At 53.9% G+C, this 14,043-nt stretch carries 17 protein-coding genes and 1 riboswitch; of the genes, 12 read left to right on the top strand and 5 right to left on the bottom strand.

Annotation, left to right across the window (positions count from 1 at the left end; all coding sequences use genetic code 11):
* The 3 genes from AB7S84_RS12675 to AB7S84_RS12685 form a co-directional block, all read left to right on the top strand.
* Positions 1-258, top strand: a 258-nt coding sequence (locus AB7S84_RS12675) for an ammonia-forming cytochrome c nitrite reductase subunit c552 (protein WP_428154820.1), incomplete at its 5' end; no start/stop codon positions are given.
* A gap of 32 nt (positions 259-290) precedes the next feature.
* Positions 291-992: a cytochrome c3 family protein gene (locus AB7S84_RS12680; RefSeq protein ID WP_428154822.1), complete on the top strand. Its 702-nt coding sequence runs from the start codon at positions 291-293 to the stop codon at positions 990-992.
* The gene (locus tag AB7S84_RS12685) at positions 982-1,800 is read left to right on the top strand and encodes a formate dehydrogenase subunit gamma (RefSeq protein ID WP_144016451.1); all 819 of its coding nucleotides are present in this window, start codon (positions 982-984) and stop codon (positions 1,798-1,800) included. Before AB7S84_RS12680 ends, AB7S84_RS12685 begins: the two co-directional genes overlap by 11 nt.
* A gap of 520 nt (positions 1,801-2,320) precedes the next feature.
* Here AB7S84_RS12685 and AB7S84_RS12690 read toward each other — a convergent pair.
* Positions 2,321-2,830 carry a MaoC family dehydratase gene (locus AB7S84_RS12690; protein WP_020876696.1) on the bottom strand — a complete coding sequence of 170 codons (510 nt, stop codon included), beginning with the start codon at positions 2,828-2,830 and terminating at the stop codon, positions 2,321-2,323.
* Between the two features lie 324 nt (positions 2,831-3,154).
* Here AB7S84_RS12690 and AB7S84_RS12695 point away from each other — a divergent pair, with 324 nt between their 5' ends.
* The 5 genes from AB7S84_RS12695 (at position 3,155) to AB7S84_RS12715 (ending at position 7,807) form a co-directional block, all read left to right on the top strand.
* Positions 3,155-3,433: a metal-sensitive transcriptional regulator gene (locus AB7S84_RS12695; RefSeq protein ID WP_020876697.1), complete on the top strand. Its 279-nt coding sequence runs from the start codon at positions 3,155-3,157 to the stop codon at positions 3,431-3,433.
* Positions 3,434-3,712: 279 nt separating this feature from the next.
* Positions 3,713-4,678 carry a CDF family Co(II)/Ni(II) efflux transporter DmeF gene (dmeF, locus tag AB7S84_RS12700; RefSeq protein ID WP_428154826.1) on the top strand — a complete coding sequence of 322 codons (966 nt, stop codon included), beginning with the start codon at positions 3,713-3,715 and terminating at the stop codon, positions 4,676-4,678.
* Between the two features lie 345 nt (positions 4,679-5,023).
* Complete coding sequence (locus AB7S84_RS12705) at positions 5,024-5,281, top strand: hypothetical protein (RefSeq protein ID WP_020876699.1); 258 nt, start codon at positions 5,024-5,026, stop codon at positions 5,279-5,281.
* Between the two features lie 401 nt (positions 5,282-5,682).
* Entirely contained in the window at positions 5,683-6,768 is a 1,086-nt protein-coding gene (locus AB7S84_RS12710) for a flavin monoamine oxidase family protein (protein ID WP_428154828.1), read from the top strand.
* A gap of 121 nt (positions 6,769-6,889) precedes the next feature.
* Positions 6,890-7,807 (top strand): damage-control phosphatase ARMT1 family protein, encoded by a 918-nt coding sequence (locus AB7S84_RS12715; RefSeq protein WP_428154831.1) that lies wholly within the window; start codon positions 6,890-6,892, stop codon positions 7,805-7,807.
* Positions 7,808-7,881: 74 nt separating this feature from the next.
* On the opposite strand, the gene AB7S84_RS12720 is transcribed toward AB7S84_RS12715, so the two are convergent.
* Both AB7S84_RS12720 and AB7S84_RS12725 read right to left on the bottom strand, forming a co-directional pair.
* Positions 7,882-9,156, bottom strand: a complete 1,275-nt coding sequence (locus tag AB7S84_RS12720) for a glycoside hydrolase family 15 protein (protein ID WP_428154833.1) — start codon at positions 9,154-9,156, stop codon at positions 7,882-7,884.
* Positions 9,140-9,799 carry a hypothetical protein gene (locus AB7S84_RS12725; RefSeq protein ID WP_428154835.1) on the bottom strand — a complete coding sequence of 220 codons (660 nt, stop codon included), beginning with the start codon at positions 9,797-9,799 and terminating at the stop codon, positions 9,140-9,142. Before AB7S84_RS12725 ends, AB7S84_RS12720 begins: the two co-directional genes overlap by 17 nt.
* A gap of 380 nt (positions 9,800-10,179) precedes the next feature.
* Between AB7S84_RS12725 and AB7S84_RS12730 the strand changes: the two genes are divergently transcribed.
* Together AB7S84_RS12730 and AB7S84_RS12735 are read left to right on the top strand one after the other, a co-directional pair.
* A complete protein-coding gene (locus AB7S84_RS12730; protein ID WP_020876704.1) occupies positions 10,180-10,779 on the top strand; it encodes a BON domain-containing protein in 600 nt (199 codons plus the stop codon).
* A gap of 149 nt (positions 10,780-10,928) precedes the next feature.
* The gene (locus AB7S84_RS12735) at positions 10,929-11,093 is read left to right on the top strand and encodes a DUF1328 domain-containing protein (RefSeq protein WP_020876705.1); all 165 of its coding nucleotides are present in this window, start codon (positions 10,929-10,931) and stop codon (positions 11,091-11,093) included.
* 181 nt (positions 11,094-11,274) lie between these two features.
* On the opposite strand, the gene AB7S84_RS12740 is transcribed toward AB7S84_RS12735, so the two are convergent.
* Positions 11,275-11,646 carry a thiol-disulfide oxidoreductase DCC family protein gene (locus AB7S84_RS12740; protein WP_020876706.1) on the bottom strand — a complete coding sequence of 124 codons (372 nt, stop codon included), beginning with the start codon at positions 11,644-11,646 and terminating at the stop codon, positions 11,275-11,277.
* Positions 11,633-12,370 (bottom strand): phosphoribosyltransferase, encoded by a 738-nt coding sequence (locus tag AB7S84_RS12745; protein ID WP_428154838.1) that lies wholly within the window; start codon positions 12,368-12,370, stop codon positions 11,633-11,635. The genes AB7S84_RS12740 and AB7S84_RS12745 overlap by 14 nt, the downstream gene beginning before the upstream one ends.
* A gap of 191 nt (positions 12,371-12,561) precedes the next feature.
* Positions 12,562-12,656: riboswitch (cyclic di-GMP riboswitch) on the bottom strand.
* A gap of 283 nt (positions 12,657-12,939) precedes the next feature.
* Here AB7S84_RS12745 and AB7S84_RS12750 point away from each other — a divergent pair.
* On the top strand, positions 12,940-13,176 hold the full coding sequence (locus AB7S84_RS12750; RefSeq protein WP_428154840.1) for a hypothetical protein: 237 nt from the start codon (positions 12,940-12,942) through the stop codon (positions 13,174-13,176).
* 188 nt (positions 13,177-13,364) lie between these two features.
* Positions 13,365-13,937 (top strand): carbohydrate ABC transporter permease, encoded by a 573-nt coding sequence (locus AB7S84_RS12755; protein WP_428154842.1) that lies wholly within the window; start codon positions 13,365-13,367, stop codon positions 13,935-13,937.
* Positions 13,938-14,043: the final 106 nt, after the last annotated feature.

Raw genomic sequence — 14,043 nt, forward strand, 5'->3', positions numbered from 1 at the left:
CACGCCATCCATTCGTTTGCCAACTGTTTGGGCTGCCACATGCCCAGAATTGCCAAGAGCGCGGAATCCGGTGATATTCACAGCCATGTGTTCAAGGCGCTGCTGCCTTCGGATACGATGAAAAATCCGGTCATACCGAATTCATGTCAAGCCTGTCACAAGCACAAAAAGGATGATCTGAAAGATCTCCAGGAGGATTGGGAGAAACTGGCGCGCCTGCCGAAGCCGATTGGCCAGACCATCGATTTTGTCGAATAAAACACTTCAAAACAGTCCTGCAGGAGTGACCGATGACCGACATTATTCGTATCCGAAGTCTGCTCATAGCTGCGGGGGCGTTAACCCTGGTGGGCGTAATGTCTATCAGCGGCGTAGCCGGAGCCGCGGAAGAGGTTGCATCCGCCATCCGGCGCTATAAGGAGCATGAAGCCAGCACCGGCTACTATGAAGAATACGAGGTCCTGCCTCGCCGCCGGCGTCCTTTTGTTGAAATACCCGGCGTCAGGCGAGGTATTTTTCCTTATAGTCCTGGTGCCGCCAGGGTGCGGATACGCAATCGCCTGGCCGATTCTCACCAAGGCATCAAGTTTTACGCCAACCTGCGCTGTGAAGACTGTCACATTAACGAAACCCATGATATCCATACGACACGGGCAAACCTCACCTGTCGTCAATGCCATGGCGGAGAACCCATAGCCGGTATCGAACACTATTTCTCGTCCATGAATCCCATACGCAGACATGCCTATGTATGCGCCAAATGTCATGAGGGCTCCAGCGTTTCTTTTGCTTCCTATATCGTTCATCAACCCGACCCCGGATCAATGGGAGCCCGAAAAAACTTTCCCGCACTGTACTACACCTATTGGTTCATGCTTGTGCTCCTCATCGGCACATTGGCCTTTTTTATTCCCCATAGCTTTTTGGTGGGGTTAAGAGAATTATTGGAGAAAAAGAGGACGAAAAAAAATGACGGTGACGATGCACATTAAGCGATTCAGTATATCGGACCGCCTGTTTCACCTTTTCCTGATGCTGACGTTCATTATTCAGACCGCAACGGGATTAGGCCGCCTGTTTGTTGCCACAGCGTGGGGGAAGCAACTCAACGCTGTTTTTGGCGGATATGAAAATTCACTTTCCATCCACAAGTGGGTGGGTGTGTTGATGCTGGTCGGTTTCCTGATTCACACCCTTTTTCAGTTGACCCGATTGGATTGGAAAAATCCGGTCAAGAGCATCTTGGGTCCGGACTCATTGGTACCCAATCTTCAGGATTTGAAGGATTTTGTCCAGCAAATCAAGTGGCTTTTCGGTATCGGTTCACGGCCGGCATTGAATCGCTGGGCTTATTGGGAAAAGTTCGATTACTGGGCGGTCTATTGGGGATTGCCGTTGCTGGCAGTTACCGGTCTGATGCTGACGGCGCCGTTGTTGACCAGTCGATTTTTCCCCGGCTGGATCCTGAATATCACAGCGCTCCTGCACAGAGCCGAAGCAATTTTGGCCATCACCTACATTTTTATCGTGCATTTTTTCATCGGCCACCTTCGGCCTTCCAGTTTTCCGATGAATGAGGCTATGTTTTCGGGGAGTGTTTCTGTTGATGAAGCCGAAGAGGAGAAACCGGCATGGGTCGACCGGTTGAGGAAACAAGGCAAACTGGAAAACGCAGAAGCCGTGATGCCGCCCCCCTGGTTCAGGGTAATATACTTCATATTCGGTTATACCGTCCTGATCATTGGCGTCTACCTGTTGATTAACGGTATTATTAACAGCCGTTATATCACCTTGCACTGATTTATCTTCACCAGAAGACAGCGTCCGCTCATATTCCGCTCTCATAGGCTGAAGGGGCCGGAAAAATTAAAAAAGCCGGGACAAGCAGGTCTTAGGGTCGAGCCTGCCTGATCCCGGCATAGAGCAACACTTCATTGAATCAACGCGTTATGTCATGTCTTTACATCATGATGCAGGTTTTGGTGCGAAGGCCGCTGTCCTTGGCGACCGCCTTATAGCACGAACTGCGTTCCTCCATGCTGGTTGTGCAGTAATCACAGGATCTGAGAGCATCCATCATTCTCTTTTTTCCCATTGCACAGCACATGGCGGCTTTATCCTTCCGATATGATGTTTCCACAGCATGTGACGATTCCATAGCAACCTCCTGATAAACTCGATTTCATGACAGTTACTGTCTTTCCCTGTCATGCGTCTTGAATCAAAACATAATATCTGACGACCACAAATCAATCGGGAGGCATTGGATTCGTACAGCAACAACGCGCAGTGAAACCACGGATCCGTGCTGGTGCGGTCGTCATGTTTCGGTGTTCGCCTCCCGGTCCCGCCGTGCAGCCGTCAGCCCATTTGTCGGATCCCCTTCCGACAGCATCCGATTCAGGATCTTACGCTCCTCGGGTCCCGGCACGACACCGCCGATTTCCGCTTCGATCACGGTGACGCCGTCTTCTCTGGTGATCGTGACGGATGCTGTGGCGCGACCTTTTGGGTCGATGGCCGTGATGACCCAGCTGCATGTAATCGTTTCACCCACATATACGGGTCCTTTGAATCGGAAGTTCATCGCGGACGCCAGCCATCCAATCTGTCCGCCGATTTCGGTAACCAGGCTTGCCGCCAGAAGTCCATGACAAATCGGTGCCGGAAAATTCCGTGCTTCAGCAAAACGTGCATCGAAATGAACCGGGTTATAGTCCCGCGATATCCGGGCGAAACGGATAACGTCTTCATCTGTAAAGGTCCGTGAGATTCTGAATGTGTCCCCAACCTGAAGGCCCTCGGCGGCCCGTTCCCTGAAACCTGGCATTTGTCATACTCCTCCGTCGTGCCGGTGATTGAAACAGTGCTGATCCCATCGCGCCGCTTAACCGCGCTTTTCGAATTCGATCGGCATCTTAAAATATTTTTTCCAACCAAGTCAATCCGTACAAGCCCCTGTTGCCGAACCGGCATCAATGCGTTGCAGCAGGGCGTGGGTCCTACCCTTCCGGCACCGACCCATGAAAGTCGGAAGTTACGTTAAACGATGTCCAGGTTGAGCAGGCGCGCACGTCTTTACATCTCTGCTTGACAATTGCCTTTTGACAATATAGGGCATGACCCCATATACTATATTTGACGGGAGGATGACATGGCGTTTTGTGGAACGGGCCAGGACAAGGAACGGCTGATCAAGCGGCTCAACCGCATCGAGGGGCAGATCAGAGGGGTAAGCGGCATGATCGAGAACGACCGGGACTGCATAGAGGTTCTTCGGCAACTGGCCTCGGTCTCCGGTGCCGTTCGGGGCGTCTGGGTGCAAATCGTCGGGGATCACCTGCGGGGATGCATTCAGGAAGCATCATTGCACGAAGGCAACAGAGACCGCCTCATTGATGAGCTCATTGACCTCCTCGGAAAAATCCGATAGCGGTATACAATTACGATAACACAGCTCAACTTTCGACGTTCGTGACGGTGGTTATGTGATTATGTGAGCACGGGAGTACCCCTTCAGACTTTAAAGTTCTTTAGCGTTCTTTGCGTCTTTGCGTGAAAACATCTTTTTCAAGCGCCTTCCGAAAGAAAATCCGTCTCACGCAAAGCACGAAACGGCGCTTTTTAACGCAACTTTCGGTAAAAAGACTATAGACTGAAATATGATGAAAGTCGAAAGTTGAGAATACAGAAAAAGGGAACGGCGATTTCCATGCAAGAAAAAACGATCAGACGGATACGGCACGAGCATAATTTCGACGGCGCCCACCAGGAAAATGAAAAGAAGACGTTGAGCGTGATTATCCTCACCGGCATCACCATGCTCGCTGAAATCATCGCCGGCGTCGTGACAGGGTCGATGGCCCTCCTGGCGGACGGTTGGCATATGGGAACCCACGCGTTTGCGTTGGGCATCACCTACTTCGCATATGTGATGGCCAGACGGTTTTCCGATTCCTCGAAATTTGCTTTCGGCACCGGAAAATTCGGCATTCTGTCGGCCTACACCAGCGCATTGTTTCTGGGGGGCACCGCCCTTTACATGATTGTCGAATCGTTGAGTCGTTTCGTCCATCCGGTGGATATCGCCTTTGACGAGGCCATTCTTGTCGCGATCATCGGCTTTGCGGTCAATCTCCTGAGCATTCGGATACTGAACGGCAAAGGCGGCGAACATCATGGACACGACCATGAGCACGATCACCGTCACGACCATTCTCACCATACGCACGACCATAACCTCCGTGCGGCCTATCTGCATGTCATAGCGGATGCATTGACTTCCGTACTCGCAATTGCGGCGCTGATATCGGGAAAGTTTTTTGGATGGTCTTTTCTCGATCCGGTTATGGGTATTGTCGGCGGCCTTCTGATCGCAAGGTGGGCCTGGGGGCTCCTCCGGAGCAGCGCGTTGATTCTGCTGGACGCCCACAGGGACAAAGACATCCATTCCGCCATTGTCGACGCCATTGAATCAGACGGCGACAGTATTGTTGCGGACCTTCACGTCTGGCCGCTGAATGCCGACGATCTTGCGGCCGCCATTACCGTCGTCTCAAAAGCGCGCCGATGCCCGTCGGAATACGGCTCCCGGCTCTCCCATCTGTCGCGGCTGAAACACACGACGGTTGAGACCCATGTCCACACGGACAAGTTTTGCGCGTTTACACATAACTGATGCCGTATCACTTTTCCCCAATCCCTTGAGCCGAACAAAACCGCTTTCCCCTTTCCTTAATGAGAAAAATGCAGCAATCAATAACGCAACCGTCCACGTTCGTTATGGCGACCGAATAGGGACTGAAAGCTGAAGGGGCACAAAGGCTCCGTTCGTCACAAGCACACCCCTTCAGCCTTCCGTCTTCAGCCTTCAGAGACCGAAGGCGACCACCCCATGATCGGTCATGAGAATACAAGTTCGCGCTCAAATGACGTTGCACACGCATCCCACGGGAAAAATTTCGGCGATGGGGCCCCAGGAATCCGGGATTGACATGTCGCTGCAGCACTGAGATATTGTATTATGATTGCGATAACCAACATTGTCATCTTTTTTGCCGTACTGGTCGTCAGTTACCCGGTCGCGACCATGGTTTTAGCCCTCTTGACCTGGTTTCGAAAGCGCCGGGCCATGAAAACCGAGGATCGCCTTGAACGGATTGAACGGATTGATGCATCCACAGACAGGCTGAAAGACCGACTCTTTATCGTCTTCATCGTAGCGTCATTTTTTGTAATCGCGCCGTTTCTGGCGATATTGCTGATCTTCGGCGAACGATGATCACCCAGGTCGGTTTGTCCGCGCACCGCCGTCGGTCTGCCGCCCACCGCATCCGAGGAACAGCGAAGCGGTACGCCTGAAACGGCATCGCATCCGTCACGATCATGACGCTCGGATTTCGATAATCCAACACTTCACGTCCATCTCCCGCCCGGATCCCATTTGTGCCTTTGTGTCAAGGGTGCGTTACCCTCCCACCTGAAAAACGTTACCGGCGTTAATTCATTATCAGGATTAAGTGATTAGAGGCGTGCCCCTTCAGTCTTCACCCTTCGGTCTTCAGCCTCAACAGCCGGCACCAGGGGATCTGTTTCGGCACAAATCGTGCAGTACCTTGATATTTTCCGATCCGGAACTCACCAGATCGGGTTGCAAAATGTTCGAGCAGAAAAGGGTTTGTCATGATGTCTGTAGAAACCGTCGACACCCTCATTGTCGGCGGCGGTCTGAGCGGTATTTATGCCGCCTGGCTGCTGTCCCGGAAAAACACCTCCTTCGTTGTCCTTGAAGCGCGTGAGCGCATCGGCGGCAGGATTCTATGTCCTGGGTACCAGGGGTTTTTCTCCGATCTCGGCCCTTCCTGGTACTGGCCGGCGATTCATCCGAAAATAACGCACCTGATTGAAACCCTGGGCCTCAACAGCTATCCCCAGTTTGAAACGGGCCTGGGACGTTTTCAACGATCCGACGGCGCCGTCCAGACCGTCCGCGGATATCCCATGGAACCGCCTTCCCGGCGACTTTTCGGGGGCATGCATTCACTGATCCGGAAACTCCGCAAAGGCATTCCTGAAAACGCCGTGAGATGCAATCACCCGGTGTGCGACATCGAAAAAACAGTCGGCGGCATTCTGGTCAGCGTCGGCGAGCTGGAAAAACCGCCCTGGGCCCGGTTCAGGGCCAATCAGTTGATTCTCGCCCTGCCGCCCCGTCTTGCCGCCGCCACTATTCTCTTTACGCCTGAACTGTCCCACCAACTGACCCAGGCAATGCTGAAAATCGGGACGTGGATGGCGGGCCAGGCAAAATTCTCCGCCATATACGACGAACCCTTCTGGCGGCAGACGGGCCTCTCCGGCCAGGCCTTCAGCGAGCGCGGGCCCCTGGGCGAGATCCACGACGGATCCAACCACGACAAGGGGCCCTTTGGTCTCACAGGCTTTGTGGGCATTCCCGCGGCCCAACGCAACCAGACCGCTACCCTGACCGATGCGATCATGGCCCAACTGGCCGTCATCTTCGGCGCCCAGGCCGCCCGGCCCACGGCCTTTTTTTACCAGGACTGGGCACGCGAACGCTTCACGGCCACCACATTCGATCAGCCGCCGATGTACACGCATCCCCAATACCACGTCCCCGCCGGCAGAAGCGCCATCTGGGACGGCACCTGCCATTTCGCCGGCACGGAAACCGCCGACGTCCAAGGCGGGTATCTCGAGGGCGCTCTGGGCGCCGCCGAACGCGCGGTCATGAACATCGTGGGTTAGCACGGCCTTGTGGCAGCCGGTCGATTGACCGCAATGGTATCATTCAACGCTGACTTTCATGATGGTAACCGGCCTATGAAAGTCGAAAGTTGCGTTATCAGAAAAAAACGGAAAATATTCTATGGGATTTGCTGAAGAAAAAAACAACCCTTTTGCCGGCATCGCGTCATATTGCCATGCCTGCATCATGAATCAGGCCCGTTCAGCAGCGCGTTTTGCCGAACTCACTGAAGACCAAACCGAACGCATCATCGCCGCGGCCAGGGCCGCCCTGGAAAAAGCCAAGGCAGGAGATATATTGGTTCAGCATGTCGTTCGCCGTGTGGCGGACGCGATCATTCAGGAACTGGGTGAATCGCCGGCCTTTGACATCTACGCGAAACTGAAAGAAAAATCCAACATTCTCTCTTTGAAATACGCAGGCATGCTTCAGAAAACGATAGACGACGACGAATGTCCGTTTGAAACCGGATTGCAGATTGCCGCGGCGGGGAATGTCATAGATTTTGGTGCCAGAAGTTATGATACGATGAATCTGGACGAGGAACTCCGGATCCTTACCGAAGTCCCCTTTGCCCGATATGATATCGCGCCGCTGAAAAAAGCGCTTGAAAGCGCGGCAACACTCCTCTACCTCTTTGACAACAGCGGTGAAATTGTTTTTGATATGCTGTTCATAAAAACGTTGCAGCAGATTTATCCGAACCTTCGCATCGTGGGAGCGGTTCGAGACAAACCGATCATCAATGATGTGACGCTGGAGGATGCCAAAGCCGTCGGACTTGACCGCCTTATACCGGTCATTTCCAGCGGCAGCGTATACCCGGGAACGATTCTTGCCGAAACGACCGCGGCGTTTCAGCAGGTATTTCAATCCGCGGACGTGATTCTTTCCAAAGGTCAGGGGAATTTTGAGACGTTGTGGCCGTTGGCGGATCAACGGATTTTCTTTTTATTGCGCATTAAATGCGACTATGTGGCGGCCCTGTCCAGGGTCAAAAAAGATACCCTGGTGCTGATGCACGGATTACAGCCATGACAACGGCTTTGTGCAACGCGGCTTTCAGACGCGGGAGGCTTGCCCGTGATCGACCGCCGTTCCTATCGATCGGGTCACGGACGCGTAAAACGAACCGGGAATCGGAGGCGGTCGGGGTGGGACTCGGCAGGGGTGCAAAAAAAATGAATTGCCAGCCTCAGGTTGGCCTGGGCCCACTGGAGGGGTACGTGATCGTTTGGCGTATACGCGTTTTTTTCCAGGAAGTAGGCCTCGGGACACAACAGCCTCCCGTCCGCCGATTCGGTAAGCTGGCGTAATGCACGATTGAGATGATAGGCTTGAAGGCCTTCTCCATCTTTCGTCAGGCTGGGTTGATGGGCATAAATGCAGGAAATCAGCGCGTCAAAAATGCACCACTGGGCCTCCCGGCCGAACCTGATATGGGCATCCCGGGCTTGCATGGTGTCGGAGAAGTCCCGGGTTCGTTCCTTCGTCTTGAAAATCTTCCGGTAGTCCGGACACCAGTATGAATCGTTCAGGTATCTTCTGATCCCGATATGGCCTTCCAGATTTTCCTTGACGTCCCTGAGGATCACGGCCGCCTGATCCCGGGAAACCACGTTCAACGGATAGATGAGAAACAGGAGGGCGGCATCGTACCTTCTTGACGGCCGGGACTCATACGGCAGGATCGTTTCCAGAACGGTCTCTCCCCTGGCGCGCAACCCTGCCACGTCAGGTCCGGCATTGCCGTCCAATCCTGAAAACTCGCGCAGACCCGCAACCACCGTCCCGATGGAGGATGCGCTGACCTTGCGCTCTTCTTCCCAGTGCCCGCTGTCTTTATCTTCCCAATATCGTATGGTCTGAAAATACGCTACAAGATCCGTCAGACATGCCTGTTCGTCTTCCGTCCACGGCACCGCTTTTGCTTTCGCCAGCCGGCTATAAAACCAGAGGAAATAGCCCAATGCGTCGTTTTGCGCGTGGGCCCACTTCTGATCGAGTTCTCTCAGCCGCCTGCCGTCGAATCGAACGTGCGGGCGGTTCATTGGATCTGACGCCAACAAAGGATCCTGAATGATCGCTCTCATTCTTTTGCGCTGCGACTGAAAAAAAGTCATCAGCGTTTCGGCCGTTTGAGCCGCCGCCGCGATATCGCCCCACTGATAGTGGGCATGAGCGATATGAACATTGTCTCTGACCCAGACATACTGATAACCGGAAGAATCCTGATCCGGTGCCGTGGTTGCGGGAAACAATCCGTTTCCCAGCCGCTTGAAATCGAACGTACCGTGAGATCTGAGAAAACCGTAAAGTTTCACGGCATCCTCTCGGCCATACCGATCCAACAGATAACCGGCAATCAATTCATCCTTCTTCTTCATTTTTCAGTCCAAACCCAAGCAGACAACTCATGACCCGACGAAGCCGTTTCGATCCGGTCAACTCCTGCAAAAAGGCGCTTTCGATATTCTTCTCACCCTCAAATTTTTGATGTGACAGGGCAAGCTTGAAGGCCTTGATCGTCATGTGGGTCAGCCGGATGGAGAGCGCAGCAGAGACCAGAACGGCCATGCATTCCGCAAGCCCGACAACCGCGTTGATATCTGCCAGATTTCCGGAATAGCGATATATCCGAAGAGCCAGGATAGCAATGCCGGATAAAATCAAGAGAATGGCAATCACATAGGTCGAACCGTAAAGTGCCCAGTCTTCAAGGGCAAATGAGATTCTTCGTTTCTCAACAAACTGTTCATACCGGTCTTTCCGGACCTCTGAATAATATCTGCCGATGACCATGATTCGCAAATTGATATTGGTACAAAGAAGATCGACATACAGGCAGGCCGGAGGAATCAACGCCAGCAGTACAATACTCGTACGACTGGCATCCTTGGCGAATCCCAATCCGGCGGCACCCAGAACCGCGCAAATGACGAGTTTCCACTTCAACAGATCCGAGCGCGTTTTCTGAGATGCCAGTATTTCGTCCGCCAGCTTTGCCTGACGATCGGTATCCTGTCCCATTTTCACCCCCTTCCCGTATCTGCGCCGACCCATTCCGCCGGTGAACGGCAAAAAAGCGTCAAACCGTTCGGGATCCCGGCGAAAAAAGCGATAAAGCCGATATTCTGTCGTTTTCGGATCGGACGTGCTTCTCGTGCGAAACTATACGAAATCGGATTTTCGAGGTCAAGGATGAACAGAGAGGGAAAGTCGAAAGTCGGGTACCCTGAAAATACGATGGGATTGGGGTCGACAATGTATTGGCGCGGGCAACTTCCATGCGTATAGTTATGTGAATAGACCCGACAGTCGGCCGCGCTTCGGTCGGACACGCCGGATCCCGAACGCATCGGGCCCCGGCACTCAATCATCACTCAACACCAAGAAAAAGGAGCGTCGCGATGAAAACTGCAGGAAACAAAATGGTCGGAAAATGGTGGTTCTTATCCCTGATACTCTTATTTGTGGTTCCCATCGGGTGCGGTCCGGCCCTGGTGGGCGGCGGCGCTGCGGGAGGGTACAAAGTCGGCAGCGATGAGCGTAATATGGGAGGAATGGTGGACGACACCGCGCTCTCGGCAAATGTCAAGACCGCCCTGGCAAAATCACCCGATGTCAGTGCAGCCAAAATCGACGTGGATGTCGTCGGCGGGGTTGTGACGCTGACCGGTGTCGTGGACGGCAAACAGCATGCCGCCAGGGCCGTTGAAATCGCGGGGAACGTCTCCGGCGTCAAATCCGTTCGGGACAACCTTCAGATCGGGAAACTGAGCGCCGGCGATTACGTCGACGATGCGGTGCTGGTGAGTAAAATCAAAGCCAAATTGATGGCGGAACCCGGTGTTCACTCCCTCAACATCGACGTTGACGCCGACAAGGGCGTTGTCACGCTGACCGGTATGGTTGAAAACGAAAAAGAGAAATCGCTTGCATTGAGCGTCGCCCGAAGCGTTGAGGGCGTGGTGCAAGTGGTGGACAACCTCGAGACGAGCAACCCGTGATTCGACCGGAAAGTCGTCCAGGGATCATCGGCGATAAGCGCTCAGTGAAGCACCGGAGCAGCGCCGCTTGCGCAAACGAAGAACGCAACATCGACTTTTGCGACAATGACCGAATAGACAGTGCCAAAAACTGAATAAAGGAGATAAACATGATAGGATACGCAGCCACATTTCTGATTATCGCCATTATCGCCGGCGTATTGGGTTTCACCGGCATCGCCGGCGTCGCCGTCGAAATTGCATGGATAACCTTTGTCATTGGTCTGATTCTGGCGGTCGTGTTTATGGTTCTCGGCCGACGGCCTCGCATATAGATATGTGAGGCGGGCCGAATCCTGATTCACACGATTTTTGCAGCCGGCGGGGAGCGGTCCGCATTGCGCTTCCGAAAAGGCGCCCGCCGGCTGCCGATCTCACGGTGGGACCGCACCTCACGCCCTCGCGATATTCGAGGCGGAGCGGTTACGTTTTCCGAAAGCGGCGTGTTCTTCCGGGTTACGTCCTTCCGGTACGGCGCAATCTGCGATTGACAGACCAACGATACAGCCTTGACAGCACCTGGCGAATCCAAGGCAGCCCGATGATCATTGCCGGAAGCTTCAATATGGGAACCCGCTTCATCAGCAGGACGTATGCGTCGATTTCCGAGAGCGTTTGCCGGTTCTCATCCTGAACATGCAATGCCTTCAATGCCTTTTCAGGGTCGATGCCCATCGAACGCAGAAAACGCTCCTTGCCCGTGATATCGATCCACTGGATATCGTCTTTTGAGCGCCCCGACAGTTTCTCATAGGTCCGCCTGTCCTTGACGCACTGCGGGCACGCCCCGTCGTAATAGACCCGGATCCGGGGTTTATCCCGTACCATCTTCCCGCTCCTCCTCGTAACGGCTCGGCAGCTTCTGTCGGCGGTCTTCCTGCTTCAGCATGTCCATCACTTCGTCCTCACTCACATCGTTCCAGTGCCGATAGGCTTCCGCCACGGCAAACCGGCCGCCTTCGCGGATGTTAACGCAGAAGACGCCCTCCGTAAGATCCGCAATATCCGCTGCCGCCCGGTCATGCGCCGTGGGGATCGCAGCGATCAGCGTATCCGCCCCGGCGTTTCGCAGCGCTTCGAGGGCGGTTTTCATGGTGAATCCGGAGGCCAGCCCGTCATCCACGAGGATCACCGGACGCCCTTTCACCTCCGGGAAAGGCCGCTTTCCCCGGAACCGCTCCGACCGACCCGCCACCTTTGACCGGGTCTTTCGGATGCCCTCCGCGATCTGTTCTTCCGACAATCGCAGTTGCGCGATCAGGGCGGTGTTCAATTGGCAGGTCCCGTCGAAGGCCAAAGCACCATAACCGGCCTCCGTATCCCAGGGCAGCGTGATCTTGCTGACCACCGCCACGTCGAAAGGCAGCCCCAGGCGATCCGCCACAGCCAGCCCCACCGGAACCCCGCCTGCGGGAATCCCGAGAACAATGCCGTTATCCAGCGGATAAGGCGCCAGCATCTCGCCGAGCAGAATCCCGGCATGGATCCGATTCTCGAAAACCCCAACCCGGCCCCTCAAATCCGTCCGCTCATGAATGCCGACGATAGCCATCAAGTTTGCTCCTTCCATAATAACGTAATTTGAGCATTTATCCGCCCCCGGTCAAATCCGTTCAGGGACTGAAGGCTGAAGATTACCATTCTGAAGGCACAGGCTTCGTTTCGTTGTCTTGGATGATAAATACGGAGGGTAACGGATCAGGCAGGAAGGAAAAACGATGCCCGGAAGAAGGGCAAAAAAAATGAGGCAACCCTGCTACCGTGTCATAGTCTTCCAACTACGATTTAGGCCAGCGGCTTTGCGTCCCACCCTTTCGGATAGTTTGCTTTTCTCAGATCTTAAAATAAAACCCGATCAATGAATGTCAAGTGAATTTTTGAAATCTGTTCGTCAACGCCCCACTCATCTGAATGATTCAACTTTCGGCTTTCATGACGGTGACCGGATAGAGGTGCCGGGAGGATACGGCCGAGCCCATTCAGCGGCACTTGAACGAAATCGCGCGGGGCGCGGTCCGTATCCTCCCGGCACCGGCCTATGAAAATCGACAGTTGAATGAATTACACCAGGCGGTAATCATCGGGGCTGATCAAAACGGATATCCAGTTAACCTGCCATCTATGACGCCGGAAGTCTTCGCATGGGTGCCGGTGTCGAACAACCAGGCGCTGATCGCCGGAAAAGCCGCTTATATCCTCAATTCCCTGTCCGCCTACCGCTCAGCTCAGAAAGAGGTTCCTGAAATTGCGAGAGACGTTTTCTTCGTTCCCGCACTGAAAGGTCCGAGGGGGACCCGCTGGGCCTGTGAACATCTGGTCTACAACTATATCATTCCCTTTCGTCTCAAAAACATGTGATCGCAAGGCTCCCTTCCAGAGCCAACGTCCCTGTTGAAAAAGGAAAGACCCACACCTTTTCGATCGCCGACCGGGATCTGAGATTTTTCGACGCCGAAACCGGTATCAGCAAAAATGCCGGCATCGGCCCCTGAACACCCTAAACCGGGTCAATCACAACTCATCGCTTATCCACCACAAGGATCGTTATGACAGCCGTCCAGGAAACACTTGTTGAAGAGAATCCGACGATGGGAGGATACTGGCTGGACAACCGGAAGGTGCTGTCGGCGGCAATGATAGCACCCGCGATTCTGTATATCGTCGCAATGATCGGATTTCCGCTGGTCCTTGCCGTATTTTACAGCTTGAGCGATGCCACAACAGGATCCGCCGAGCTGCATTTCATCGGACTGAAAAATTTCCAGGCCGTCCTCGGGGACCCAATTTTTCGAAAAGCGCTGATGAACACGTTTATTTTTACGCTTTCTTCCCAGATCATCGTCCTCATTTTGTCCAATATTCTTGCGATGGTCCTTTCCGCCGACTTCCGGGGGAAATGGCTGGTTCGGTTTCTGATTCTTCTCCCCTGGACGGCGCCGATTTCCCTGCTGTTCGGATTGATCTTCACCTTTACGGATATGACAGTGGTGTATGTCCTGACGCGCGGCGGCCCTGTTCACAGCACCCAGGTGCTCAATGAACCGGCCACCCTGGATCATCTTCGGGAACTGCTGTTTCACACCCTGTTCTATAAATATTTCAACTTTCGACTTTCATGATGGTAACCGGAAAGAGGTGCCGGGAGGATACGGCCCGGGCCCCTTCAGCGGTGAGTTTTAGTGCCGCTTAAGCGCCGCGGAGGATCAGCGGCCCGGACTGTTTGAG

The organism is Desulfococcus sp. (assembly GCF_050178255.1).
GTDB lineage: Bacteria > Desulfobacterota > Desulfobacteria > Desulfobacterales > Desulfococcaceae > Desulfococcus > Desulfococcus multivorans.